At 54.2% G+C, this 24,997-nt stretch carries 24 protein-coding genes; 3 read left to right on the top strand and 21 right to left on the bottom strand.

Annotated features, from left to right (window positions below; translation table 11 throughout):
• Positions 1-89 precede the first annotated feature (89 nt).
• From glnA to hflX, 4 genes are all read right to left on the bottom strand, one after another.
• Entirely contained in the window at positions 90-1,430 is a 1,341-nt protein-coding gene (glnA, locus tag KNP75_RS05910) for a type I glutamate--ammonia ligase (protein ID WP_215190022.1), read from the bottom strand.
• A 46-nt stretch (positions 1,431-1,476) separates the two neighbouring features.
• Positions 1,477-1,875, bottom strand: a complete 399-nt coding sequence (locus KNP75_RS05905; RefSeq protein WP_021067593.1) for a MerR family transcriptional regulator — start codon at positions 1,873-1,875, stop codon at positions 1,477-1,479.
• Positions 1,876-1,968: 93 nt separating this feature from the next.
• Entirely contained in the window at positions 1,969-3,264 is a 1,296-nt protein-coding gene (locus KNP75_RS05900) for a methionine gamma-lyase family protein (protein ID WP_138860295.1), read from the bottom strand.
• Between the two features lie 7 nt (positions 3,265-3,271).
• Positions 3,272-4,516, bottom strand: coding sequence for a GTPase HflX (gene hflX, locus KNP75_RS05895; RefSeq protein ID WP_034777801.1), 1,245 nt, complete (start codon positions 4,514-4,516; stop codon positions 3,272-3,274).
• Positions 4,517-4,618: 102 nt separating this feature from the next.
• Here hflX and KNP75_RS05890 point away from each other — a divergent pair, with 102 nt between their 5' ends.
• Complete coding sequence (locus KNP75_RS05890; protein ID WP_214711301.1) at positions 4,619-5,629, top strand: site-specific integrase; 1,011 nt, start codon at positions 4,619-4,621, stop codon at positions 5,627-5,629.
• A gap of 19 nt (positions 5,630-5,648) precedes the next feature.
• Here KNP75_RS05890 and KNP75_RS05885 read toward each other — a convergent pair whose 3' ends face one another.
• Positions 5,649-6,197 carry a GNAT family N-acetyltransferase gene (locus KNP75_RS05885; RefSeq protein WP_034777805.1) on the bottom strand — a complete coding sequence of 183 codons (549 nt, stop codon included), beginning with the start codon at positions 6,195-6,197 and terminating at the stop codon, positions 5,649-5,651.
• 145 nt (positions 6,198-6,342) lie between these two features.
• On the opposite strand from KNP75_RS05885, the gene KNP75_RS05880 reads away from it, so the two are divergent.
• Positions 6,343-7,500 carry an MFS transporter gene (locus tag KNP75_RS05880; protein WP_215190021.1) on the top strand — a complete coding sequence of 386 codons (1,158 nt, stop codon included), beginning with the start codon at positions 6,343-6,345 and terminating at the stop codon, positions 7,498-7,500.
• A 104-nt stretch (positions 7,501-7,604) separates the two neighbouring features.
• A complete protein-coding gene (locus tag KNP75_RS05875) occupies positions 7,605-8,153 on the top strand; it encodes a DUF4256 domain-containing protein (protein ID WP_215190020.1) in 549 nt (182 codons plus the stop codon).
• 388 nt (positions 8,154-8,541) lie between these two features.
• Here the strand turns inward: KNP75_RS05875 and KNP75_RS05870 are convergent, their stop codons facing one another.
• From KNP75_RS05870 to KNP75_RS05795, 16 genes are all read right to left on the bottom strand, one after another.
• Entirely contained in the window at positions 8,542-9,723 is a 1,182-nt protein-coding gene (locus KNP75_RS05870) for a glycine C-acetyltransferase (RefSeq protein WP_214707601.1), read from the bottom strand.
• 15 nt (positions 9,724-9,738) lie between these two features.
• Complete coding sequence (tdh, locus tag KNP75_RS05865; protein WP_138859327.1) at positions 9,739-10,815, bottom strand: L-threonine 3-dehydrogenase; 1,077 nt, start codon at positions 10,813-10,815, stop codon at positions 9,739-9,741.
• A 169-nt stretch (positions 10,816-10,984) separates the two neighbouring features.
• Positions 10,985-11,245, bottom strand: a complete 261-nt coding sequence (locus KNP75_RS05860; protein WP_012726477.1) for a stage V sporulation protein S — start codon at positions 11,243-11,245, stop codon at positions 10,985-10,987.
• A gap of 26 nt (positions 11,246-11,271) precedes the next feature.
• A complete protein-coding gene (locus tag KNP75_RS05855) occupies positions 11,272-12,066 on the bottom strand; it encodes a TIGR00282 family metallophosphoesterase (protein WP_034777819.1) in 795 nt (264 codons plus the stop codon).
• 48 nt (positions 12,067-12,114) lie between these two features.
• Positions 12,115-13,677 carry a ribonuclease Y gene (gene rny, locus KNP75_RS05850; protein ID WP_029595337.1) on the bottom strand — a complete coding sequence of 521 codons (1,563 nt, stop codon included), beginning with the start codon at positions 13,675-13,677 and terminating at the stop codon, positions 12,115-12,117.
• A 187-nt stretch (positions 13,678-13,864) separates the two neighbouring features.
• The gene (recA, locus tag KNP75_RS05845) at positions 13,865-14,914 is read right to left on the bottom strand and encodes a recombinase RecA (protein ID WP_021067612.1); all 1,050 of its coding nucleotides are present in this window, start codon (positions 14,912-14,914) and stop codon (positions 13,865-13,867) included.
• Positions 14,915-14,990: 76 nt separating this feature from the next.
• Positions 14,991-16,217 carry a competence/damage-inducible protein A gene (locus KNP75_RS05840; protein WP_215190019.1) on the bottom strand — a complete coding sequence of 409 codons (1,227 nt, stop codon included), beginning with the start codon at positions 16,215-16,217 and terminating at the stop codon, positions 14,991-14,993.
• A 70-nt stretch (positions 16,218-16,287) separates the two neighbouring features.
• A complete protein-coding gene (gene pgsA, locus KNP75_RS05835; protein ID WP_021067614.1) occupies positions 16,288-16,866 on the bottom strand; it encodes a CDP-diacylglycerol--glycerol-3-phosphate 3-phosphatidyltransferase in 579 nt (192 codons plus the stop codon).
• 31 nt (positions 16,867-16,897) lie between these two features.
• The gene (locus KNP75_RS05830; protein ID WP_034777825.1) at positions 16,898-17,770 is read right to left on the bottom strand and encodes a helix-turn-helix domain-containing protein; all 873 of its coding nucleotides are present in this window, start codon (positions 17,768-17,770) and stop codon (positions 16,898-16,900) included.
• 27 nt (positions 17,771-17,797) lie between these two features.
• Complete coding sequence (locus KNP75_RS05825) at positions 17,798-18,574, bottom strand: YmfK family protein (RefSeq protein ID WP_034777827.1); 777 nt, start codon at positions 18,572-18,574, stop codon at positions 17,798-17,800.
• A 97-nt stretch (positions 18,575-18,671) separates the two neighbouring features.
• Positions 18,672-19,367, bottom strand: coding sequence for an elongation factor P 5-aminopentanone reductase (gene ymfI / locus KNP75_RS05820; RefSeq protein WP_214791946.1), 696 nt, complete (start codon positions 19,365-19,367; stop codon positions 18,672-18,674).
• Positions 19,364-20,623, bottom strand: a complete 1,260-nt coding sequence (gene yfmH, locus KNP75_RS05815; RefSeq protein WP_215190018.1) for an EF-P 5-aminopentanol modification-associated protein YfmH — start codon at positions 20,621-20,623, stop codon at positions 19,364-19,366. Before yfmH ends, ymfI begins: the two co-directional genes overlap by 4 nt.
• Positions 20,620-21,858, bottom strand: a complete 1,239-nt coding sequence (gene yfmF, locus KNP75_RS05810) for an EF-P 5-aminopentanol modification-associated protein YfmF (protein ID WP_138859321.1) — start codon at positions 21,856-21,858, stop codon at positions 20,620-20,622. The genes yfmH and yfmF overlap by 4 nt, the downstream gene beginning before the upstream one ends.
• Before the next feature lie 8 nt (positions 21,859-21,866).
• Positions 21,867-22,418 carry a cob(I)yrinic acid a,c-diamide adenosyltransferase gene (locus KNP75_RS05805; protein WP_215190017.1) on the bottom strand — a complete coding sequence of 184 codons (552 nt, stop codon included), beginning with the start codon at positions 22,416-22,418 and terminating at the stop codon, positions 21,867-21,869.
• Between the two features lie 53 nt (positions 22,419-22,471).
• Entirely contained in the window at positions 22,472-24,175 is a 1,704-nt protein-coding gene (locus KNP75_RS05800) for a sensor histidine kinase (protein WP_215190016.1), read from the bottom strand.
• Positions 24,175-24,891, bottom strand: a complete 717-nt coding sequence (locus KNP75_RS05795) for a response regulator transcription factor (RefSeq protein WP_034777838.1) — start codon at positions 24,889-24,891, stop codon at positions 24,175-24,177. The genes KNP75_RS05800 and KNP75_RS05795 overlap by 1 nt, the downstream gene beginning before the upstream one ends.
• Positions 24,892-24,997 lie beyond the last annotated feature (106 nt).

Raw genomic sequence — 24,997 nt, 5'->3', positions numbered from 1 at the left:
AACTATAGAAAAAGAGTCCTGAATGAGCACTTCATACGAAGACTCGTTCAGGACTCTGATTTTAAAGGGAATATCCCTTATTAGTCGACTTAGTAGAGCGTCATGTACTGATCGCGTTCCCACTCTGTCACTTGCGTACGGAACATATCCCACTCGATTTCTTTCAACTCGAGGAAGTGCTCACCGATATGTTCACCGAGTGATTCCATGACGACTTTATCGGTACGGAGTACTTCGAGCGCGTCGAAGAGCGTAGCCGGAAGGTCGTCAATCCCGTTAGCAACACGTTCTGGCTTGTCCATGACGTAGATGTTGCTATCGATCGGCTTCGGAGCCGCCATATCTTTTTCGATGCCGTCAAGGCCAGACGCCAAGAGGGCAGACAACGCGAGGTATGGGTTCGCCGCCGGGTCGACCGAACGTACTTCGATACGTGTCGAGAGGCCACGGGCCGCAGGTACACGAACGAGTGGTGAACGGTTGCGCGCGCTCCATGCTACGTAGCAAGGTGCTTCGTAACCAGGAACGAGGCGCTTGTACGAGTTGACAGTCGGGTTACAGACAGCCGTGAACGCACGAGCGTGCTCGAGAATCCCTGCCGTGAAGGCGCGAGCCGTATCAGAAAGTTCCATTTCGCCGTTTGGATCGTAGAAGACGTTCGTGTCACCTTTGAAGAGCGACATGTTGGCGTGCATCCCTGAACCGTTGACACCGAAAAGTGGCTTCGGCATGAACGTCGCGTGAAGACCGTATTTCGCTGCGATCGTCTTGACGACGAGTTTGAACGTTTGGATGTTATCAGCCGTTGTGACCGCATCTGCGTATTTGAAATCGATCTCGTGCTGACCTGGTGCGACTTCGTGGTGTGATGCTTCGATTTCGAAGCCCATGTTTTCGAGCTCGATGACGATTTCTTTACGGCAGTTCTCGCCGAGGTCGACCGGTGCCAAGTCGAAGTAACCGCCTTGGTCGTTGAGTTCGAGTGTCGGTTGGCCGTTCAAGTCTTTCTTGAAGAGGAAGAACTCAGGCTCTGGTCCGACGTTGAATGCTGTGAAGCCGAGCTTTTGCATGCGCTCGAGGTTACGCTTCAAATTGCCGCGCGGGTCACCACTGAACGGTGTGCCGTCCGGGTTATAAATATCACAAATCAAGCGAGCGACTTTACCGCTGCCGTCTGTCCACGGGAAGACAACCCATGTATTGAGGTCTGGATAGAGGTACATGTCTGATTCCTCGATGCGTACGAACCCTTCGATTGAAGAGCCATCGAACATCATCTTGTTATCAAGTGCTTTGTCCAATTGGCTGATTGGTACCTCGACGTTTTTGATCGTACCGAGGATATCCGTGAATTGAAGACGAATAAAGCGTACGTCCTCTTCTTGTGCGATGCGTTTGATGTCTTCTTTCGTGAACGTTTTTCTGGCCATGGTGAAATGTCCCCTCTCACATTGTGTAATGGTTAGTGTACTGGCGTCATCGATAAAAACGTGACAGCTCACCTTGAATGAGCGACGTCTTATTGAAACGGCCAGCTTCTTGAAGCTGTGTTTTCAATAATTTGTGTAACTCTTGTTCAGAGATCTTCGGTGCTTCATCGACCGGTGCCTTTGGTGATTCGGCATCTTTGGCGTCCGTGTTGTCGAGCATATGACGAATCGCCGCCAAGTTGAAGCCTTGGTCGATAAAATCCTTGATCGTGAGTAGACGTTCGACATCATTAAAGGAATAGAGCCGTCGTTTCGATTCCGTCCGACTAGGCGAAATTAGACCCTGTTCTTCATAGTACCGAATCTGTCTACCTGTCAGCTGTGTCAAATCTTGAACGATTCCAATCGGAAACAACGGGTTGGAGCGACGAAATTGATCGGCCATCTCTTACCCCTCCTTTTCTGTCTCACACTGTGAGAATAATACATGACAACTTACCTGTCAATAGATGTTAAGAAAGTTAACATGACATTTCGGTTACAACTTCTGTGAGATATTGTCACGGTCAAATGTGACGAGCTCTTTCGTCCGCAATTGGCTCAAGGCGAGCATGAGCGCGACCTTGACGTGGGCGTAAGTCAATCCGCCTTGAACGTATGCCGTGTATGGAGCCCGAAGCGGTCCATCGGCCGACAGTTCAATCGACGACCCTTGAATGAACGTCCCGGCCGCCATGATGACGTCATCCTCATAGCCCGGCATATAGGCTGGTACCGGCAACGCGTGCGCATTGACCGGTGACGCCATTTGGATGCTCTGACAGAAAGCGATCATCTTGTCACGGTCGCGGAACGTCACCGATTGAATCAAATCGGTCCGGGGCGTCGTATAATGCGGGTCGGTCTCGAAACCGAGCAATCCGAGCAGGCTCGCCGTCAAGTGTGCCCCTTTCAACGCTTGGGCGACCGTATGTGGCGCCATGTAAAACCCTTGGTACATCTCTTGGAGCGAGTAGAGTGACGGACCGGCCTCGCTCCCGATGCCTGGCGTCGTCATGCGGAACGAACAGCGTTCGACGAGTTCTTTCGTCCCGGCGATATAGCCGCCCGTCTTCGCCAAGCCGCCACCCGGGTTCTTGATGAGCGAGCCGGCCATGAGATCGGCCCCGACGTGGGTCGGTTCGATCGTCTCGACGAACTCGCCGTAGCAGTTGTCGACGAAGATGAAGACGTGCGGATGTGCCGCTTTGATCTTCCTGATCGCCTCACCGATTTCTTGGACCGGGATGCTGCGACGATTGGCGTAACCTTTCGAGCGCTGGATACCGACGAGCTTTGTCTCAGGACGAATCCGTCCGATGACGGTCTCGACGTCGATTCGGTCCTCTTTCAGCTCGACCGTGTCGTAGCCGACACCGAGCTCTTTGAGCGACCCACGGCCGTCTCCCCGAATCCCGACGATCTCTTCGAGCGTATCGTACGGCTTGCCGGTGATATAGAGCAGCTCATCTCCTGGCAACAACACACCGAACAAGGCAATCCCGATGGCGTGTGTCCCGGAGATGATTTGCGGACGGCATAGGGCGAGGTCCGCCCCGAACACGTCGGCGTAGATCGACTCGAGCGTGTCGCGCCCGATATCGTCATAGCCGTACCCGGTCGTCGGATTGAAATGGAAATCCGACACTTTGTGTTTCTTGAACGACTCGAGAACACGGTATTGGTTGAACTCCGCCGTCGCCTCGATCGTTTCAAAATATGGTTTTACCCGTTCTTCCGCCTCGGTCACGAACGGGGCCAATTCATCATAGTACGCAATCTTTTCTTGCCACATCATTGTTTCACACCTCAAATTGTTTCAGCGTCGCATATAGACGCGTGTCTTCTCTCATATATCCGACGAGTTCGACCGAACCGTCATCGAGGAACTTCTCCTCGAGACGATACATCGAATCTTTGGCCGGATGGTAATGCTCGAACGAGCGGACCGGCAAGACGACGTGTACTTTCGTCAACACATCCGCAATCTTATCTTCGATCGCGCCGATGAGCGTCTCGATATCGGTCGAATCGAGCGCCGAGATGACGAGCGGTCCGCCGACGAAGTCTTCCGTCAACCGGTCTTTCTTATTGTATACCTCGAGCTGCGGCAACTCACTCGCACCGAGTTCCGACAATACCGAATTCGTCGTATCGATTTGGTTCATGTAATGCGGGTTCGATGCGTCGATGACGTGCAAGACGAGATCGGCCCCGAGCACTTCCTCGAGCGTCGAGCGGAACGCGGCGACGAGTTTCGTCGGCAGGTCCCGGATAAATCCGACCGTGTCCGTGATCAGCACTTTACCGCCCCGCGGCAACTCGAGCTCGCGCGTGAGCGGGTCGAGCGTTGCGAACAGTTCGTCCTGTTCGTACGTATCCGCATCCGTCAAGCGGTTAAAGATTGTCGACTTCCCGGCGTTCGTGTAACCGACGAGCGCGACTTGGAACACACGGTTTTCTTTCCGACGCTCCCGGTAACGGTCACGGTGCGCGACCGTGCCTTCGAGATTTTTCTTGATTTCATCGATGCGGCGCTTGATGTGACGACGGTCGGACTCGAGTTTCGTCTCACCCGGTCCCCGAGTCCCGATTCCGCCACCGAGACGTGACAACTGCGTGCCTTGTCCGATCAAACGTGGAAGCAGGTAGTTCATCTGAGCGAGCTCGACTTGGAGCTTCCCTTCTTTCGATTGGGCCCGTCCGGCAAAGATGTCTAAAATCAATTGCGTCCGGTCAATCAGTTTCATCTCGTCCGGATCGTTCAGCGAGATGCGGATATTCTTCGATTGGGCCGGCGACAGCTCGGCGTTGAAGATGACAATGTCCGGCTCGAACTGTTCGATGAGCACCGCGAGCTCCTCGACTTTCCCTTTTCCGATGAATGTGCGGCGGTCGACTTGTTGCCGTTTCTGGTCGAGACGGGCGACGACCTCACCTCGTGCCGTATCGACCAATTCGACGAGTTCCCCCATCGATTGTTCATATGTCCAATCGTCGACGGTCGGTAATTGACACCCGACGATAATGACTTTCTCTCGTTGCATAAAAATCCCTCATTCCTATAAGTCTCATCCTCCATCTTACCACGAAACGACGAATGGAGAACGTCCGTTTGTGGTACGATATGAGGAGAAGGAGGAACGTCCATGACGAAACGTAGAAAAGAGTATCCATTGCCTGAATATATCGAGGCGTACTTGTTCCACCTCGGCGCGAGCGGCCGTCAACCGTCGACGCTGAAACGCTATCGGTACGATTTGATCGATGTGCACAAATACTTTCATGACCATAACGTCGAGCTCGATGCCCCGGAGGCGTGGCTCGCCGTCCCGCTCGAATCGTGGAAGACGTTCGTCAACGACTTCCTCATCGAGGAGAAGCAATATCAACAGGCGACGGTCGCCCGGATTGTCACCGTCATCAATAGCCTGACCGTCTTCTTGAACCCGCTCCGTAAGAAGATGCTGACGTATGCGCAACCGGCCCACACGCTCACCGTCGACCAGATCGCCTTGCCCGCTGAGTTCAACAAGCTCGTCCGAACGATCCGCTCAACAAGCGGTCTGAGCGAGAATCAGCTTCAGGCGCATCCATACCTCGTCAACCGAAACGAGTTGATCGTCACTCTGTTCTATAAGTACGGTCTCCGGGTCCACCATATCATCCGTCTCCGGATGAACGACCTGCACCTCGCGAGCCACGAGTTCGACGTCTATGACCGGCTCGGCAACCGGTTCACGTTGAAACTTAGTCCAGAGGACCAGGCACTTCTCATGAACTATTTGGCCGACATCCCGACGCCGGTCCGTCCGCGCTGGTACTCGGATGATCCTGTATTCGTCTCTTTCGATTTCGCCCGAATGACATTCCGCTGGGTGTATGCGAAGAACCAGCCGAAACAGTTGACGATCGTCATGATCACGAAGATGATGCGCCAATTGAACGAACGGAGCGGTCTCACCCGCTCGGTCACACCATCGATGCTCCGCAATGCCCACGTCTTGAAGACGTACGCGACCGACATGACGTCACTCGAGCGGATGAATGTGACATGTATGCATAAAGAGTCATCACTCCGGCGCTACGAACAGGCGTACGCGGAGTTCGGTAGCGAACTCTACGGCGAACAAATCCCAAACGAAAACCCCGCCTTGTAACAGGACGGGGTTTTGTATGTTAATGGGCCCATTCATTTCGCAACAGCCCGTACACGACGTGGTCGACGTAGCGGTCATAGAGCCACTCCGCATTCCGGAGCACCCCTTCTTCGAGGAAGCCGAATCGCTCGGGTAGCGCCCGGCTCTTCACGTTCCCAGTTGCGACCCGAATCTCGATTTTATCGAGTTTCAAATCACGGAACCCATAATCGATGACTGTCTCGAGCGCTTGACTCATGATGCCCTTGCCTTGAAAGTCTTGGCCGAGCCAATAGCCGATCGTCCCGCATTTGATGCCCCGGTCGATGTCATTGAAGCCGATCGTCCCGGCGAGCTCGTCCTGATACACAATCGCGAACGATTTCGGATAGCCGCCCGTCTCCATCAATCCCTTGATTCGTCCTTCGATGTTTTGCCGCGAATCTTCGACCGTCTCGGTGTAATCGAGCCACCCGAGCCACTCGCGAAGGTATGGCTTCGATGCCATCGTCAATTGGAACAACGCCTCCGCGTCGTCAATGGTGAACATTCGTAGTTGAAGCTGATCATTGATGTCATAGCGTAACATGTCATTTCCCCCGTTAAGTTACCAATTATTGTGTTCTTCATCATTTCATCGTAAACTATTTGTAAATAATTTGAAAGCGGTGAAAGTATGTAATTCGATTTCATGTCATCCACCCAAAATTGAATAGTTCCGGAGGAGAGTCATGATGAAGTCGTTTTACCTGCTGCTGGTCAGTCAATGGCTGGCCAATATCGGCGACGTGCTTTATATCGTCGCCTTGATTGCTTTGTTATATCAACAGACCGGTTCCGCCCTGGCTGCGGCCAGTTTCCCGATTGCCGTCACGCTCGGCATGACCGTGAGCGGTCTGTTCTTTGCCCGCGTCTTGTCTCGGTTCACCCTCGGTCAGACGTTGTTCGTCACACAACTGTTGAAGACAGTCTTGCTCGGGGCCGTCATTTGGTCGGAGTCGATTCTCGTCCTCGGCCTCGTCGTGCTCATCGCCTTCTTGGATGGGTTCGCCCGTCCGGTCCAGGCGTCGTTCATCCCCCGGCTGACGACGAATCGCCAACAAGCGAACAGTCTCGTCCAAGTGTCGAACCAGTTCATCCAGCTGGCGATGTGGCCTCTCGGCACGATGGTCGTCGCTTCCTTCTCAAGCGAACTCGCTCTGATGATCGCGTTGATGTTATTCATGCTCTCGACGCTCGTCACGCTTCGCTTCGTCGGTTCACTCGACCGCGACGTGACGGTAGAAGATGGCGAATCAGACATATCGCTTAAGGACAGCCTCGCCTTCGTGCGCACTGCTCCTTTCGCCAGGTTAATCACGGTGTTCGTCACGTTCGAGTCGTTCGTCAGCACACTCTGGATCTCGGCGCTCTTGCTCGTCTATCTGGAACGCCACCTCCACATCGATACGGGCTGGTGGGGAACGATGAACGCGAGCTTCTTGATTAGCATGATTCTGGCCAGCGCTTACCTGTATCGCGCAAAGCGCAACAGCTCGCTCGCCGTCAGCTCCATCTTGTCTGTCTTAGCGGCCCTATTGTTCGGCATGACATCTCATATCGCGTTCGCGCTCATCGCGCTCGCGGTTCAAGGATACGCCACCCAGCTCCGCATCATCCAGACGAACACGGTGCTCCAAGAAATGACACCTGCCTCGCAACTTCCGTACGTATATAGCGTCCAACAGACGGCCTACACCCTCGCCTTCAGCATCGGCAGCCTGACGTTCGGACTACTAGCGGACGGATTGCCGATTGCCATCGTCTATTTGATTGGCGCAGCGTTGACCGTCCCGCTCGTCTGGGTCGGTCGACAAATCGACCAGATGGGAGATGTGGTCCAATCTTCATAACAAAAAGGCGCCCCCTTATATGATTTACAATTCCTTTGGTTACAACAGATTCATTCCGCATCACGTATACTAAAATGAAAATACTAGTTAGGAGGAATCTAAATATGAACACGTTATCAAACCAGGAAAAGGACGAGATATTGCAAACTCTACATGTACGATTTAACGCCCATCCCGAACGACATCCTGATCTCACTTGGCCCGACGTCTTGACTCGCCTTCAAGAGGACGACCGGAAACTCGTCGTGCTTGCCGAGATGGAACGAACCGGCGGCGAACCTGATGTGATTCGACTTCCGAATGGCGCCTTAGCTTTTTGCGACTGCTCTCCAGAAAGTCCGAGTGGTCGACGCAGCCTATGCTATGACGCTTCGGCGTTGGCGGCACGGAAGAAGAACAAACCGGATGGGAGCGCCGTCGCATTGGCTGAGGAGATGGGAATCGAGCTACTCGACGAAGCAACGTATCGTCATCTACAGACGCTCGGTTCGTTCGATTTGAAAACATCGAGCTGGATTGTCACTCCAGAAACGATTCGTCAAAAAGGCGGCGCCTTATTCTGCGACCGCCGCTACGACCATATCTTCCTCTATCATAATGGTGCCGATTCGTATTATGCGGCCCGTGGATTCCGCGGGATGTTGATTCTTTGAGCAGGGCCACGGGCCTTGCTTTTTGATGTGGATAGCCAAAAGAAAATGACTGGGAACTATATCACCCATCAGCGTTGGCTCCTCTAAATCTTGAAACAATATTTGTTCCCCAGATGCACACGGACCCCAGCCAAGAAAAAAATATGTTCAGACAATCAAAAGAAGGTTAGCCTACTCCTAATATCTTTCTTAAGATTTTTTGATCAAAATACGGTGTTTGAAATAAACGATAACCATTCATCATGTCTTAACTGTTCAAATTTTAAAGCCTACCTCCTATATGCCTACCAAAAATTTCAAATGAATGAACGGATGGGCATGATGGTTTATCTCACGTCCACATCACCCCACCAAAAAAAACTGCAGACGGTTCGTCTGCAGTTCAACCTTACGCGTGGAGCGTGACGTTCAATTCTTCTGCGACCGCCTTGAAGGCAGCGAGCGCACGTTCGAGGTCGTCACGGGTATGTTCCGCCGTCACGATCGTCCGAATCCGGGCCTTGCCTTTCTCGACCGTCGGGAAGGCGATGCTCTGTGCGAACACGCCGTGGTCTTTCAGTTTGTCCGAGAACGTGTGTGCGAGCGTCTCTTCACCGAGCATGACCGGCGTGATCGGCGTCGTCGCATGCCCGATATCGAAGCCGAGGTCGCGAAGTCCTGTCTTAAAGAACTCGGTGTTCGCCCATAACTTGTCGAACAATTCCTCTTCTTCCTTCATGACACGGATCGCTTCACGGTTCGCCGCAACGACCGCTGGCGGGTGTGACGTCGAGAACAAGAACGGACGTCCTTTTTGAATCAAGAAGTCACGCACGTCGTTCGAGCAGGCGACGTATCCGCCGAGGACGCCGATCGCTTTCGATAGCGTCCCGACTTGGAGCGCGACCCGTCCGTCGAGACCGAAGTGGTTGACCGTACCGCGACCATTCTTCCCGAGCACGCCCGAAGCGTGGGCGTCGTCGACCATGACCGCCGCGTCATACTTCTCGGCGAGCTCGACGATTTCCGGGAGCGGCGCGATATTGCCGTCCATCGAGAAGACGCCGTCCGTGACGATGAGACGTGTCCGGTAATCTTGCGTCTCTTTCAAGGCCGCTTCTAAGTCCTCGAGATCGACGTGTTTATAGATGCGGCGGGCCGCTTTCGTCAACCGGATGCCGTCGATGATCGAGGCGTGGTTGAGCGCGTCGCTGATGACGACGTCCTCTGGGCCGAGTAGCGCCGACAAGACGCCGAGGTTCGTCGCGAAGCCCGACTGGAACACGAGCGCCGCTTCCGTATGCTTGAACTCGGCGAGCTCGCGTTCGAACGCCTCATGCATCTCGAACGTCCCGGCGATCGTCCGCACCGACCCAGTGCCGGCACCGAACTGTTCGACCGCTTCGATTGCCGCTTGCTTCAAGCGCGGATGGTTGGCGAGACCGAGATAGTTGTTCGACGATAGCTGGACGAGCGACTTGCCACCGATCGTGACCTCGTTCCCTTGTGCTGATTCGAGCGGCACGAGCGAACGGAACGTGCCCGCTTGTTTCATTTCATTGACTGCTTCTGTAATATGTTCAAATGCCATATTGATTCCCCCTGTTTATGGTAATAAGACGACCTTTCCACATTTCCCGGCCCGCATGAGCTCGAAACCTTGCTCGAACTCCTCGAGCTTGAACACGTGCGTGATAATCGGTTCGACGTTCAGCTGACCCGTCGCGAGAAGCGTCGACACTTGGCCCCACGTCTCATACATCTTGCGTCCGGTGATGCCTTGGACGCGTACCCCTTTAAAGACGACGTCACGTGTCAGGTCGATCGCGACCGGTTTGGCCGGGAGTGACAACACGTTGACATCGCCGCCGGCCGTGACCATCTTGAACGCCTGGTCGATGGCGACCGGATGCCCGCTCATCTCACAAACGACATCGATGCCGTCCCCCTCCGTCTGATCCATGATCAGCTCGAGCGGATTTTGCTCAAGGCTATTGATGACGACGTCCGCCCCCATGTCTTCGGCGAGCTTCAACCGATACGGGTTGACATCGATCGCATAGACCCGGCTCGCGCCCGCTGCTTTGGCGACACCGACGGCCATGAGTCCGATCGGCCCACAACCGACGATGGCGACCGACTTGGCCGACACGTCACTGGCGAGCACCGTATGGACAGCGTTACCGAGCGGTTCTTGAATCGAGGCGAGCTTCGACGGCATCGACTCGGGGTTGACCCACAAGTTCTCTTCCGGCATGACGACGTACTCGGCGAAACAGCCTTGCGTGTCGACACCGATGATTTTCGTGTTCTTACAGATGTGATATTGCCCGCGCAAACATTGTTTGCATTGATGACAAACGATATGCGTCTCGGCCGATACGGTCTGTCCGATTTGGATGCGTTTCGTACCTTCCCCGAGCGCCACGACTTCCCCCGCGAACTCGTGACCGAACACGTATGGCGGTTTGACTCGGCTCTTTGCCCAGTCGTCCCACTCATAGATGTGGACATCGGTCCCGCAAATCGATGTCGCCTTCACTTTGATCAACACTTGCCCGGCTCCTGGTGTCGGGATTGGCACTTCGACCAACTTCGCCCCGAATCCGGCCGTATGTTTTTGAATCGCTTTCATCACAGGTGTCGTTGCTTCCTTCTCTGTCATAGACACGAGCTGTTCCATTGAAAACGTCCCCCTCTTCATCTCTTGATCGAACTTCACGTTCCCTTTCATCTTGTCATAAAATGACGAACCTGAGAAGATAGAACGTCATATTTTCAGACAAAAAAGAGAAGCCATCCGCGCCGATGGCTTCTCTTACAAGAATAGGACCTATGTCCCGACCGCAAGCTCATCGTGGTTCGATGATGAGCTTGATTGCCGTTCGTTCTTCTCCGTCAATCATAATATCGGTGAACGCAGGGATGCAAATCAAATCCAGTCCGCTCGGCGCGACGAAACCACGCGCGATCGCGACCGCTTTAATGGATTGATTGAGCGCCCCGGCGCCGATTGCTTGAATCTCACACGTTCCTTTTTCACGAAGTACGCCAGCGAGTGCACCCGCCACGGAGTTAGGATTCGATTTTGCCGAAACTTTGAGTACGTCCATTCTTGTTTCCCCCTCGGGTAGGTTGTTCAATCAAACCATACGGTCTGATCATCTAGGTGTATGCGTTCGATTTTTGTGGCTCGTTTCGATTGGTCATCGATAGTGATTAAAACTCCATTAAGTTGTTCCCGTCCCTCGGCAACTTCAAACCGGACCGGGAGTTGTGTCATGAATTTTCTCAAGACGACCTCGGCATCCATGCCGAGCACCCCATCGAGCGGTCCCGTCATCCCGACGTCGGTGATGTATGCCGTGCCGTTGTTCAATACGCGGTTGTCAGCGGTCTGGACGTGCGTATGGGTCCCGACGACGGCTTGAACGCGTCCATCGAGATGATAGCCCATCGCAATCTTCTCACTCGTCGCCTCAGCGTGCATATCGACGAAGATGGCATCGACCTCACCACGGATTTCTTCGACGAGGGCATCGACCGTGCGGAACGGACAGTCGAGCGATGGCAGGAACACCGTCCCCATCGCATTGATGACGGCGAGCTTCTTCCCACCTTGTTTCAACACCATCATGCCGACACCAGGTGTGCCTTCCGGATAGTTGGCCGGGCGGACGATGCGGTCGGCATCATCGATCCAGTCGAAGATGTCACGGTTGTCCCAAGTATGATTCCCCATCGTCACGCCATGGAACCCAAGCTCAAGGAACTGTTGGTAGATTTTTTTTGTGATACCGCGTCCGTTGGCTGCGTTTTCACCGTTGACGAGCATGAACGTCGGGCTGTACTTGCTTTTCAAGCGTCCGATTTGGGCACTCAGGATGTCGCGACCCGGTTTTCCGACCACGTCGCCGATAAATAAGATTTTCATAGTTTTGTCCTCCTCCAATAGAAAAAGCGGAGAATGTCTCCGCTCTTGTTACTTCGCATAATCGACGGCACGCGTTTCGCGAATGACCGTCACTTTGATTTGGCCTGGATAATCAAGCTCATCTTCGATCCGTTTACAGATGTCGCGGGCCATCTTGTTCGCCACGACGTCGTCGACGACGTCTGGGCGGACGATGATCCGGACTTCACGTCCCGCTTGGATGGCATATGATTTCTCGACTCCTTCGAACGACTCACAAATCGCTTCGAGGCGCTCAAGGCGTCGGATATAGCTTTCGAGCGTCTCTTGACGGGCTCCTGGACGCGCCGCTGACAAGGCGTCAGCCGCTGCGACGAGAACCGCGATCGTCGAGGTCGCTTCGACGTCCCCGTGGTGCGAGGCGATCGAGTTGATGACGACCGGATGCTCTTTGTACTTCGTGGCGAGCTCGACACCGATCTCGACGTGGCTGCCTTCGACTTCATGGTCGATGGCTTTCCCGATATCGTGGAGGAGACCCGCTCGTTTGGCGAGCGTGACGTCTTCCCCGAGCTCGGCGGCCATCATGCCGGCGAGATGGGCCACTTCGACCGAGTGAGCGAGCACGTTTTGACCGTAACTCGTCCGGTAACGCATTCGACCGAGCGTCTTGACGAGGTCCGGGTGGACACCGTGGATGCCGGCTGAGAATGTCGCTTCTTCTCCGTATTCACGGATGCGCTCATCGACTTCTCGACGCGACTTCTCGACCATCTCTTCGATGCGGGCCGGGTGAATCCGACCGTCTTGAACGAGTTTCTCGAGCGTCATCTTGGCGATTTCACGACGGACCGGGTCGAATCCAGACAGGATGACCGCTTCCGGCGTGTCATCGATGATGAGGTCGATGCCGGTGAGCGTCTCGAGCGTGCGGATGTTACGTCCTTCACGTCCGATGATGCGTCCTTTCATCTCATCACTCGGCAAGTTGACGACTGATACGGTCGTCTCGGCGACGTGTTCGGCCGCGTAACGTTGCATCGTGAGAGACAAGAGGTGTTTCGCTTTTTTATCAGCTTCTAATTTTGCTTTTTGCTCGATTTCTTTTTGAAGGAGAGCAGCATCGTGAAGCGCTTCCTGCTTCGCTTCGTCCATGATGATGGTCCGTGCTTCTTCTTTCGACAAGGCTGCCACGCGTACTAGTTCTTGGCGTGCCTCCTCATATAATTCCTCCACTTTGCTCTCGAGCGTTTCCGCTTCACGCTTCCGTTTCGCGAGTGCAGCCTCACGTTCATCCAAGGCGTCTTCTTTCCGTTCAAGCATGTCTGCTTTCCGGTCGAGAAGCTCTTCCTTTTGGACGAAACGATTTTCTTTCACTTTCTGCTCTTCACGTCGTTCGCGCAATTCTTGTTCGGTTTCATTGCGAAGTTGAATCATCTCTTCTTTTACTTCAAGCCGTGCTTCTTTTTGCATCGCTTCCGATTGTTGGCGCGCTTGCTCCACAATCTTGGTCGCTTCCGTCTCGGCACCTTGAATCTTCGCTTCGGCGATCGATTTACGCACAAAAAAACCTGCAACAAAAGCTATCGGCAAAAGGAGGATCAGAATAAGCTCTAATAGCCATTCCATCATGTTCACCTCCCTTTCGCAAGGTTATTTTATTTTTTCATGAATGAAAACGCGAGCGAGCCCGCGTATAGCTTTATTGTACTTATTTACCTGTTAGAATGCAATGCACGGACAGGATAGAACTACCAATTCATCAAAAAAATTATACTAAAAAAATCTCGCCTGAACCGTGTCAGGCGAGAAACGTTGCTTATTCTTCGTCTAGAAGCGAGAGGACGTCATCGTTGTCAGCTTCGACTGTGACCGTCTTTTCACCGTTGAGACCGTAGTGGTCGCGGATTCGTTCTTCGACCGATGCGGCCACCGACGGGTTCTCTTTCATATACTGCTTCGCGTTCTCACGGCCTTGACCGAGACGCTCTTCGTTGTACGAGTACCACGCGCCGCTCTTTTGAACGATATCGAGGTCGGCCCCGATGTCGATGAGCTCGCCTTCACGCGAGATGCCTTCGCCGTACATGATATCGACTTCCGCCGTCTTGAACGGAGGCGCAATCTTGTTTTTGACGACTTTGATTTTCGTCCGGTTCCCGACCATGTCTTGGCCTTGTTTGAGCGTTTCAGCACGACGGACTTCGAGACGGACCGACGAGTAGAACTTGAGGGCACGACCACCAGGTGTCGTTTCCGGGTTACCGAACATGATTCCGATTTTCTCACGGATTTGGTTGATGAAGATGACGATCGTCTTCGACTTGTTCGTCGCACCAGACAATTTACGGAGCGCTTGGCTCATGAGGCGGGCTTGAAGACCGACGTGTGAGTCTCCCATCTCCCCTTCAATCTCGGCTTTCGGAACGAGTGCCGCAACCGAGTCGACGACGAGGATATCGACCGCACCAGAGCGGACGAGGGCTTCCGCGATCTCAAGGGCTTGTTCCCCTGTATCCGGTTGTGATAAGAGCAACTCATCGATGTTGACGCCAAGGTTTTGGGCGTATTTCGGGTCGAGCGCGTGCTCGGCGTCGACGAAGGCTGCTTGCCCGCCGCGCTTTTGAACTTCAGCGATGGCATGAAGCGCCACCGTCGTCTTACCTGACGATTCAGGTCCGTACACTTCGATGACACGACCACGTGGGTAGCCACCGGCACCGAGGGCGATGTCAAGGGCGATTGAGCCTGATGGGGTAACGGAAACTTGCTGATCTGTATTTTCACCAAGGCGCATGATTGAGCCTTTACCGAATTGTTTCTCAATTTGGCGTAATGCCATTTCTAACGCTTGTTTACGATCACTCATAGATTAATGAGCCTCCTTTGATTGATACTTTCATTATAAGCGAACCGAGAACGATACACAAGTTTTTTGCGAACGTTTATTCGCCTTTTTTCATTTGTTGAAGGAGCGCCCATATTCCGTCTTTTGTCGCTCGGGCTTGAATGACGTGCCGCTCTTGATGTGGATAGTTACGTTCAATCACGTCAATCCCGGCCGGTGACCGGATACCGATAAACACTTTGCCGACCGGTTGACCCGAACTTGACGTGGGTCCGGCTTCTCCAGTGAACGCCAGTCCATAATCCGTCCCGGTCTGACGAATCAAACCGAGGATCATTTCAAAGGCGACTTCTTTTGAGACGACCGAGTGTGACTCAATTGTATCAAGGGACACCCCTAAAAACCTATTTTTTAGCTCGTCCGAGTACGTGACGACTCCACCTTTGAACACCGAGGATGCCCCCGGCACGGCCGTGAGCATCGCTTGGGCCTGACCGCCGGTGAGCGACTCGGCAATCGACAGTGTGGCATTGCGCGCTTGCAACTCTCGAATCAAATGGGTAGCGAGCGTCTCCTCATCGGAACCAAAGTAATACCGGCCGACCCGATTTAAAATGTCCCGTTTGACCCGGTCGACCATTTGCCGCGCCTCGGATTCCGTTTCGGCCCGAGCACTGATTCGAAGCCGTGACTCGCCCGACTCGGCATATGGGGCGACCGTCGGATTGGCACCGGTCGTTAAATCGACCACCGCCTCATCTAACGCGGACTCGCCGATTTCATAAAACCGAAGTGACTCGGAATGAATCGTCGCACCCGTGAACTTGTTCGGGAACGCGGACTCGACAATCGCTTTCATTTCCCACGGTACGCCAGGCAGTAAGAGCCATGTTGTCTCCCCTTCAATCCACATGCCGGGCGCAAGACCGACCGGGTTGTCAAGTACTTCGGACCCGGATAAGACGTCGGCCTGACGAGCGTCTCCTTCGTTCATCGTCCGTCCGCGCGAGGCGACAAAACGACGAATCGTCTCGAGCGAGGGCTCGTCGCGGACGAGTGGGCGGCCGAGCACGTCGGCAAGCGTCGTCTTCGTGATATCATCGGCCGTCGGGCCAAGTCCGCCAGTGACGATAACGAGTTCGCTCCGGGCCTTCGCTTCTTCGAGCGTTGCTTTCAGACGCTCCCGGTTATCCCCGACGACTACATGATACAGGACGGACAGTCCGTATTTCGACAGCTGTTCTGACAAGTAACGGGCGTTCGTGTTGGTGATTTCCCCTAAGAGCAGTTCAGAGCCTACCGCAATGATTTCGGTCCGTTTCATCTGAATTCCTCCCCCCAAATAAAAAAAACGAGCTGTTCGGCCAAGCTGAACAACTCGTCTGTGCCGACGGTTACATCGACTTTACAATGATCTTGTAATTTTGTGCAAAATATTCGGCCCCTGAGTAAATCGTCAAGACGAGCGCGAGCCACATCGCCCATTCACCGAACGGGATGCCGACATAGCTGAAAATCGGATTACCGAACAACAGGAAGATGATGGCAAAGAGTTGGACCCATGTCTTCGCTTTGCCCGACTTTCCGGCCGCGACCACGATTCCTTCATCGGCAGCCACGAGACGTAGCCCCGTCACCGCGAATTCACGCGATAGGATGACGACGACGACCCAAGCCGCGACGAGGTCCATCTCGACGAGCAGGACGAGTGCCGCCGTGACGAGTAGTTTGTCAGCGAGCGGATCCATGAACTTTCCGAAGTTGGTGACCAAGTTGTGCTTGCGGGCGAGATGTCCGTCAAGCCAGTCAGTAATAGCGGCGATCGTAAAGATGACCGCGGCGATGAATTGATGGAGCGGTACGTCCGCCCCGAGGAAAGCGATGTCTCCCCAATCAAAATCTACGGCGAGTAAGACGACGAACACGGGGATGAGCAACACCCGTAACATCGTCAAACGGTTAGGTAGGTTCATCGAGAACTCCTCCTCTAGAAGGAGAGTCAACTTATTCTGCGTCGACTCTCTTTACAAATATATTTTGTGTGACCGGCGAGTCGGCTAATTCAAGCTCCCGGCCATTGACAACAATTTTCTCGACCCCACCGATCAAGCCGATTCGGATGCGAAGCGTATCCGTCTCCGCGTCCTCGATGACAATCGGGTTTTGTTTCGATTGGTTCGGATATTCCGGAGCGAGGAACGGTCCTTCGAGTGATGTGTCTCGGACGCCGACATACGTCGCCGGCGACTCTTTCACATGGATCTCCGTCGTCAACTTATCGGCTGTCGCAATCTCGTACGTGAGATCAGCTCCGCTCGTCGACGCGACCGCAATCGGCCCCGTCTCTTCAGCAGGCTCTTCTTCGACCGGCTCTTCCTCGACCGGTTCTTCTTCAACCGGTTCCTCTTTCGGGACGTCCTTATTTTGGTCAATCGTCACACCCGAGTTCGACGGCTCGGCCGGTGACGCGTTTTGATCACCAAAATCAAGGTTTCGGACGACGTAATAGACGGCCGTCATCAACAGGAACGCGACGAGCACGAGCATGACTTTCGGTACCCAACGCGAGACACGGCTCGACGTTTCCGAGGCTTTCGAGTAGGTTTGTTTTCGCGACAATTGAACGGTCGGCTGCGGCTCGATTTTCGGCAAGTCTTTCGCATACGTCTCGTACAGTTCATCGACATCAAGCCCTAACGATTCCGCGTACGTTTTGATGAACGCCCGTGCATAGAACGAGCCAGGGAGATTTTTGTAATCACCTTCCTCGATCGCGATGATATAGCGTTTTTGAATCTTCGTCGTCTGCTGGATTTGGTCGAGCGTCAAACCGCTCGCCTCACGCCTTTGTTTCAAAAAAGTCCCTAGTTCTGTCACAGGGGTCCACACCTTCCATTCAAGTAGTTATTCAAACCATTCTGCCTCACGATGTGTCTCTTGAGGAATAATGATCTCCTCATCTTGTGAGTTCCGTAGTTCGATGATGTAATCAAAGTCCTCGAACACACAGTCGGTGTTGCGCACATAAAGATCTGGGTGCTCGATGACTTTGACAGACGGAAGTCGCATGACTTCGCGAATCAATTGCCGATGGCGTTCATCCATCGTCCGCGTCGAGACGGCACCGTCGATGATGTAGACGTGGTCTCCTTCGCGTTCTTCCTCGAACAGCGAAGTCCGCACCGTCTGCTTCATGAGCGTCGAGGACAGGAATAGCCAGCGCTTGTTCGCACAGACGCTCGCTGCCACAATCGACTCGGTCTTTCCGACACGCGGGTTGCCGCGCACGCCGATCAACAAATGCCGCTCTTCTTTCATCAGTTCGGCGACGAAATCGACGAGGACACCCAGGTCCTCACGCACGAAACGAAACGTCTTCTTGTCATCGTTATCGTGCTCGATGTAACGTCCGTGTCGAATTGCGATCCGGTCCCGGAGTTTCGGGCGCCGGAGCTTGATGACGACGATGGCTTCCATCTTGCGCAAAATATGTTCCAGACGATGGACGTGATCGGCCGCCGGTGCCTTTAACAGCATGCCGCGGCGTTGTAGATCGACGCCGTTGATCGTCACGATTGAGATTTGAAGCATCCCCATCAGTGAGGCGATATCCCCGAGGATACCGGGTCGATTTTGGCAAAGTTCATATTCGAGATACCATTCTTCGAACTTATGATCCATCTCGTCCATCCTTTCTGATGTGTGCTCGCTACCTTGTTCATTCTAAATTATTTTAGAAGAATTGAAAAGAACTCGTTTCAACCGAGCCAACAAAGTTTCACACCCAACCGCCGTCGATCCGAAGCACGGTGCCGGTCATATATGCGGCTGCCGGAGAGCAGAGGAAGCGGATTGTCTCCGCTACTTCCCCTGGGCCTCCTAACCGGCCGAGCGGAATCTCATCCCGAACGTCTTGTTTCGTCTCTTCTACCGTATCATTCATCGGGGTGTCAATCCACCCCGGCGTGACCGCGTTGATGCGGACGTGAAACGGTCCGGCCTCACGCGCGAACGCCTTGACGAATCCAAGCTGGGCGGCCTTGACCGTTGAATAGAGGACTTCTCCGGCCGCACCGACCTCGCCCCAGACACTCGAGACGACGACGATGTCGAGCGGGCGGTCATACGGTTTCTGCCCGACGACGTGCTGGACGAGACGGACCATCGAGCGGACATGGATGCGATACAGCCGATCGAGTTCGAGGAGCGACTGATCGACGAGCAGACCGTAGGCATGATTACCGGCGACATGGATGAGGCGGTCGACCGGTCCGAGCGTCTCGAGCCAAGCTTCGAGTCCGGCTTCATCGTCGAGGTCACACGTGACGACGTCGGCCGTCAACTGTTCGTGTGAAACGAACGCACGAAGCGACTCCGTTTGCGAATGCGCCTGCAAAATGAGTGCATCGTCTCGAAACGCTAGCGCGACGGCACGGCCAATCGCTCCGCTCGCTCCCGTGATGAGCGTCGTCACGGTTTCTTGACGACACAGACTGTCCGATGATCGGCTTGGAACAGACGGTCGTACGCCGCATACAGGTCGTCGAGTGAAATCGCATCGAGCAGATCAGGGATGTCGAACATATTGCCGCCACTGAGCGCATAGCGTGAGAACTGGTTAGCGATGAACTCAGGTGAGTTGAGCGCCTTCAAAAACTGCCCTTTCATCATGCGCTTCTTGCGATCGAGTGTCTCGACGCCGAGTTCGAGCGGACGCTCGAGAGCGGACGTGATCCGGTCGACGAACGTCTCGACGTGCGGCGTCTCCATTGACAGGACGGCGAAGGCGAACGTCTCTTCTGACGTATAGTCGAACGAGAACGCGTCATCAATCAATCCTTCGGCGTACAGTTCCGCATAGAGCGGTGCCGTCGTGTCGAACAAGGCGTGCATGAGGAGCTCGACGATGAGCTCTTGCTTCATGCCCTCTTTGCCGGGGCGTGGCGTATCTTTATAGCCGATCATCACTTTCGGGACCGAGACGTCCATCTCGATGACCCGTTCCGTCATATGGACCGTCTCGGGCTCCTCGACCATCTCACGCGCCGTCAATAGCGGCGCATCAAACGTCTTCGCCGCCTGATTGGCGGTAATCTCGGCAAGGACAGCGTCAGGGTCGATATTGCCGACGACGAACAGCACCATATTGCTCGGATGATAAAACGCCTCGTGACAGCGATATAAATCGTCGGCCGTGATGGCGCTAATCGATTCGATCGTACCGGCGATGTCGATTTTGACCGGATGTTCGGCATACATCGCTTCAATCAAACCGAAGTAGAGGCGCCAGCCCGGATTGTCCTGATACATTTGAATCTCTTGGCCGATGATGCCTTTCTCTTTCTCGACCGAGGCCTCCGTGAAGTACGGCGCTTGGACGAAGTCGATCAACGTCTTCAAGTTCTCGCCGACGTTCGACGTCGCGCCGAACAAGTACGCCGTCCGGGTGAACGACGTGAACGCGTTCGCGGACGCGCCGAGGCGTCCGAACTGTTGGAACACGTCGCCGTCTTCTTTCTCGAACATCTTATGCTCAAGGAAATGGGCAATCCCGTCTGGCACGTCGACCCAATCTTCCGTTTTAAAGCGACGGTCGATCGAACCATATTTCGTCGTGAACGTGGCATACGTCTTCTCATAACCGCTCTTCTTCAATAAATAGACCGTCAATCCGTTCTCGAGGACGGTGTGATGGAGCGTTTCTCCGACGTTTGGAAAATCGAGTTTCATACAGTTCCCCCCTTTAAACAATAGACAGCCTGTAAATCCAGGCCCTTGGCGAGCGCGGCCACATCATCCCGCGAGGTCCGCTCGATGATGGCCATCTCTTCCTCGAGCGAGAACGGACGGATGTCCGAGCCGCTCATCCAAGCGATCAATTGGCGCGGGTTATCCCCGAGTTGACGACGTTGATGGTACAGCATCGCTTTCGTCTGTTCGAGTGTCTCGTCCTCGAACGTCCCGGCCTGGAGGTCGGCGAGTTGGTCGGCGATGATCGCCTCGGTCTTCGCCTGGTTCGAGGCATCGATCCCGGCATAGACGAATAACATCCGGCTGAGTGAGCTGTACTGCGAGGCGGCATAGTAGGCCAAACTCTCTTTCTCCCGGACGTTCATGAACAGTTTCGAGTGCGGGAAGCCGCCGAACAGTCCATTGACGACTTGCATCCGGACAGCGTCTTCACTGCGCGGGTCGACGTCGACTTGATAGGCGAGGTGCAATTTGCTCTGATTGATCGTTTGATGTTCCTCGAGGCGCTGAAACTCACGGTCGACCGGCTGTGGATACTCACGGACGAGTCGTTCCCCGAGCCCTTCGAGCGGCGCGAACGCGGCAGTCACTTGCTCACGACTCACGTCGCCGACGACGTAGACGTCGACACGATCGTGACGGATCATCGAGGTATAGGCATCAAAGAGCGTCTTAGGCGTCACGTGCTCCAACTGTTCGAGTGTACCGAGCGACTGGATGGCGAGTTCGCCGCCGAGCAGTTCTTGAAGACGTTGCTGGGCGAAGCGCATCTTGTCATCGTATACCGATTCGATGCGCTGACGCTGGAGACGGGCCTCCTGTTCGACGATGAGCGGTTGGAACGCCCCGTCATAGGCGTTCGGACGAAGGAGTACTTCTTCGAGCAGCTTGATCGCCTCACTGAGCACCGGTTCGCCGACGAGCGCATCGCTCACGACTTCGAGCTGGAACTGGATGACATGTTCTTTGCCGACTTTCGACGCTCCGGCGTAAAGGCTCGCGTCATATAATTGTTCGAGCGGCGTATGAAACAATTCGATCGACGGATAGGCTTCGGTCGCTTTCTCCATCACATACGGCAGTAAAGCCCGGTCGGCAATCGTCTCAGCCGACAGTGGGGCCGCAAATGAGACGAGGCATGTCGTCGTTTTAAATTTTTGGGTCGGGTAGACCGAATAATGCAGACGTTGTTGGAATTGTTCGATTCCTTTCATATGTTGATCTACTCCTTTTTCTTTTTCGTTTTGAACACGTCCGCACCGCGGGCGTATTCTTGATCGGGAACTCCGGCCACGACATTGGCGTAACGGGCCGCGGTGAACAAATAGTCGCTCAGCCGGTTATAGTACGGGAGCTGACGAGCGGCGGCGTCGACGTTGACGAGTTCCCGTTCGACACGGCGACAGACGGTACGTGCCACGTGCAGGCTCGCCGCACCGACACTGCCACCCGGCAAGATGAAGCGGACGAGCTCCGGACATTTCGGTTCAAGTTCGTCAATCCACGTCTCGAGCTCGGTGACGATTGTCAAATCGACTTGTTGTGGCGGCATCTCAGTATACATGAGCTCGGAACCGAGATCGAATAGATCATGTTGAATCTTCGTCAGCTGGGACCGGAGCGTCTCGTCTGTCTGATGGGCGAGCGCGAGCCCAATCTGACTGTTCAATTCATCTAACAGCCCCATCGCCTGGATGTGCGGATGAACCTTTAAGACACGTCCGCCGATAAGTGATGTTTCCCCTTTGTCCCCGCCTCGTGTGTACAGTTTCATGTCATTTCCTCCTTGATGCCACAAATGGTGACCCATAGGAGTCACCATTGTCGTTATGCGTGCGGTTGTGTGTACGGAAGATGAATCGTGAACGTTGTCCCTTCCCCGTGCGTGCTCGAGACGTCGACCGTGCCGTGATGGGCATCGATGACGTTTTTGACGATGGCGAGACCGATGCCGGTACCCGTCTTGCCGCCGCTCGTCCGCGCTTTATCCGCTTTGTAGAACCGTTCGAACACGAACGGCAAATCTTCTTTCGGGATGCCGCTGCCCGTATCCGACAAACGGATCACGAAGCCGGCCTCCTCTTCACTCGCCTCGAGCCGGATTGATCCCGACTCGGTATGGGCGATGGCATTGCCGACCAAGTTCGTGAACACTTGTTCCAATCGGTCCCCGTCCGCCTCGATGGCGTGACGCGGGGCCTCCGTTGACAGCGTGATGCCTTTTTCGTTCGCCATTTGGTTGAATTTGCGCATGACGCGCGGAAGAAATTCACCGAGGTCGAACGTCGTGAACTGCATCGTCTCTTTGCCTGACTCGATTCGTGCCAGGTCGAGCAAATCGTTGACGAGACGGGCCAATCGAAGCGATTCATCGTAGATGATGGAAGCGAACTCTTTCGTCGCGTCATCACTTTCGGTCATGCCGTCGATAATCGCCTCGGAATACCCTTGAAGCGTCACGAGCGGTGTCCGTAGCTCGTGGCTGACGTTGGCAACAAAATCGGTTCGCATCTTGTCAAGACGATGGCTCTCGGTCGTGTCACGGATGACGACGACCGCGCCTTCAAAATCATCCTCGCCGAGAAGCGGTGTCACCGTCAACGTATAATAATGATTGTCTTGTTTCACTTCGATCGTCTTCTCCGGTGCCCCGGCAACGACGTCCTCATAGAGAGACAGGACGACTTCATGCGGCTGTTCGTCGATGAGGAGCGGTTGGGCTTGCGGGTTCGTGACGATGACGTTCGCATGACGATCGAGCGTGATGACCCCATCGGCCATCGACCGTAAAATCGAGGCGAGTTGGAGACGTTCTCGATCGAGCGCATTCACGTATGTCGACAGTTGGCTGCTCATCGCATTGAACGACCCGGCCAACTCCCCGATCTCATCGTTCGACTTCTGGACGAGACGGAGGTCGAACTGCCCTTCTCCCGTCTTATTGACCGCGTCACGCATCTCGCGGAGCGGTGCCGTGATCCGGGTCGATAAGAAGAAGGCAAATACGGTCGTGACGATGATGGCCGACGCGACCGTCCAAAAGATGATTGTCCGAGCCCCTTCGTTCGCACTCGAGATCGCGTCGAGTGGTTCGATCAAATAGAGCGTGTATTCGCCTGTCTCGAGTGAGAATGTCGTCCGATACGCGAGTGCCGCCTGATCGTCAAATGACGAAAAGTTTCCAATCGCCGTCTCCCCGACCGCCTGATACGTTTCCCAATCCTGACGGCCGAGCTCCGTCATGAGACCGTCGACTTCCGTTCCAAAGTTCGAACGGACCGTCCCGTTCTCTAATATATAGTTCGCGCCGTACACTTCAATGATTTGGTCGACCGTCCGTGACGCATCCCCTTCTTGAAGCAACACCGACTGGACCTGTCCGCCGAGCTTGGCCAAGTGACCGCGCTCCTGGTCGATATGGAACGAGTTGAAAAACTCGAGCATCAACACAGAGACGATGAACAAGATGAGACTGACCAATACGAGAATCGTCAACCATAGTTTTGTGACGATGCTATTCCGGCGAATCATCACTCACTGACGACTTCGAACTTGTACCCGACACCCCATACCGTCGTGATCATTTGCGCGGCTTCTGGAGAGACACGGTTCAACTTCTCCCGGAGTCGTTTCACGTGTGTGTCGACCGTTCGAAGGTCTCCAAAGAATTCATAGTTCCAAACTTCTTTCAAGAGCTGCTCTCGTGAAAACACTTTGTCGACTTGTTTGGCCAAGAAGAACAAGAGCTCATACTCTTTCGGCGTGAGCGCGATTTCTTCTCCGTCGACCGTGACGCGGTGCGCATCGTTGTCGATCGTCAAATGAGCGAAGACGATCAAGTCTTTTGATTTTTCGGCCGTACGCAAATATTTCGTCGAGCCCGAGCGGCGAAGGAGTGCCTTGACGCGCAAGACGACTTCGCGTGGACTGAACGGTTTGACGATATAGTCGTCCGCTCCGACTTCGAAACCTTGGACACGATCGACTTCTTCGCCTTTCGCCGTCAGCATGATGACCGGTGTCGCCTTCGATTTCCGGAGCTCGGTACATACTTCGACCCCGTCCATTTTCGGCATCATCAAATCAAGCAGGATGACATCAAAATTGTGCTCAAGGGCGAGCTGAAGCGCCTCTTCCCCGTTCGTCGCTTCGACGATCACATATTGTTCCCGTTCCAAATACATTTTTAATAGGCGGCGAATTCTTTCCTCGTCGTCGACCACTAAAATTTTTGTTTTATTAGCCATCCACTAAACCTCCTAAAGAACCATTACAAGATGTAGCGAATGTTGCACAATTGTGAACATTTCGCTCTCTTTCATAACTATACCACTCTATTATTTGGCTTCACAA

This window comes from Exiguobacterium sp. s6 (assembly GCF_018618155.1).
Taxonomy (GTDB): Bacteria; Bacillota; Bacilli; order Exiguobacteriales; family Exiguobacteriaceae; genus Exiguobacterium; species Exiguobacterium mexicanum_A.
The sequence above is the reverse complement of the archived record's forward strand: the minus strand, read 5'-3'. Positions and strand labels throughout refer to the sequence as shown.

Excerpts from the sequence above, each read along its gene's own strand:
- yfmF (WP_138859321.1), bottom strand. The coding sequence starts at position 21,858 with ATGAAAGGAATCGAACAATTCCAACAACGTCTGCATTATTCGGTCTAC.
- KNP75_RS05860 (WP_012726477.1), bottom strand. The coding sequence starts at position 11,245 with ATGGACGTACTCAAAGTTTCGGCAAAATCGAATCCTAACTCCGTGGCG.
- KNP75_RS05900 (WP_138860295.1), bottom strand. The coding sequence starts at position 3,264 with ATGTGGCAAGAAAAGATTGCGTACTATGATGAATTGGCCCCGTTCGTG.
- KNP75_RS05885 (WP_034777805.1), bottom strand. The coding sequence starts at position 6,197 with ATGTTACGCTATGACATCAATGATCAGCTTCAACTACGAATGTTCACC.
- KNP75_RS05905 (WP_021067593.1), bottom strand. The coding sequence starts at position 1,875 with ATGGCCGATCAATTTCGTCGCTCCAACCCGTTGTTTCCGATTGGAATC.
- glnA (WP_215190022.1), bottom strand. The coding sequence starts at position 1,430 with ATGGCCAGAAAAACGTTCACGAAAGAAGACATCAAACGCATCGCACAA.
- recA (WP_021067612.1), bottom strand. The coding sequence starts at position 14,914 with ATGAGTGATCGTAAACAAGCGTTAGAAATGGCATTACGCCAAATTGAG.
- KNP75_RS05890 (WP_214711301.1), top strand. The coding sequence starts at position 4,619 with ATGACGAAACGTAGAAAAGAGTATCCATTGCCTGAATATATCGAGGCG.
- KNP75_RS05840 (WP_215190019.1), bottom strand. The coding sequence starts at position 16,217 with ATGAAACGGACCGAAATCATTGCGGTAGGCTCTGAACTGCTCTTAGGG.
- yfmH (WP_215190018.1), bottom strand. The coding sequence starts at position 20,623 with ATGAAACTCGATTTTCCAAACGTCGGAGAAACGCTCCATCACACCGTC.
- KNP75_RS05800 (WP_215190016.1), bottom strand. The coding sequence starts at position 24,175 with ATGATTCGCCGGAATAGCATCGTCACAAAACTATGGTTGACGATTCTC.
- KNP75_RS05795 (WP_034777838.1), bottom strand. The coding sequence starts at position 24,891 with ATGGCTAATAAAACAAAAATTTTAGTGGTCGACGACGAGGAAAGAATT.
- KNP75_RS05825 (WP_034777827.1), bottom strand. The coding sequence starts at position 18,574 with ATGGATCATAAGTTCGAAGAATGGTATCTCGAATATGAACTTTGCCAA.
- pgsA (WP_021067614.1), bottom strand. The coding sequence starts at position 16,866 with ATGAACCTACCTAACCGTTTGACGATGTTACGGGTGTTGCTCATCCCC.
- KNP75_RS05855 (WP_034777819.1), bottom strand. The coding sequence starts at position 12,066 with ATGAAAATCTTATTTATCGGCGACGTGGTCGGAAAACCGGGTCGCGAC.
- hflX (WP_034777801.1), bottom strand. The coding sequence starts at position 4,516 with ATGCAACGAGAGAAAGTCATTATCGTCGGGTGTCAATTACCGACCGTC.
- KNP75_RS05875 (WP_215190020.1), top strand. The coding sequence starts at position 7,605 with ATGAACACGTTATCAAACCAGGAAAAGGACGAGATATTGCAAACTCTA.
- rny (WP_029595337.1), bottom strand. The coding sequence starts at position 13,677 with ATGATGGAATGGCTATTAGAGCTTATTCTGATCCTCCTTTTGCCGATA.
- KNP75_RS05805 (WP_215190017.1), bottom strand. The coding sequence starts at position 22,418 with ATGAAACTGTACACACGAGGCGGGGACAAAGGGGAAACATCACTTATC.
- KNP75_RS05870 (WP_214707601.1), bottom strand. The coding sequence starts at position 9,723 with ATGGCATTTGAACATATTACAGAAGCAGTCAATGAAATGAAACAAGCG.
- KNP75_RS05880 (WP_215190021.1), top strand. The coding sequence starts at position 6,343 with ATGAAGTCGTTTTACCTGCTGCTGGTCAGTCAATGGCTGGCCAATATC.
- tdh (WP_138859327.1), bottom strand. The coding sequence starts at position 10,815 with ATGGAACAGCTCGTGTCTATGACAGAGAAGGAAGCAACGACACCTGTG.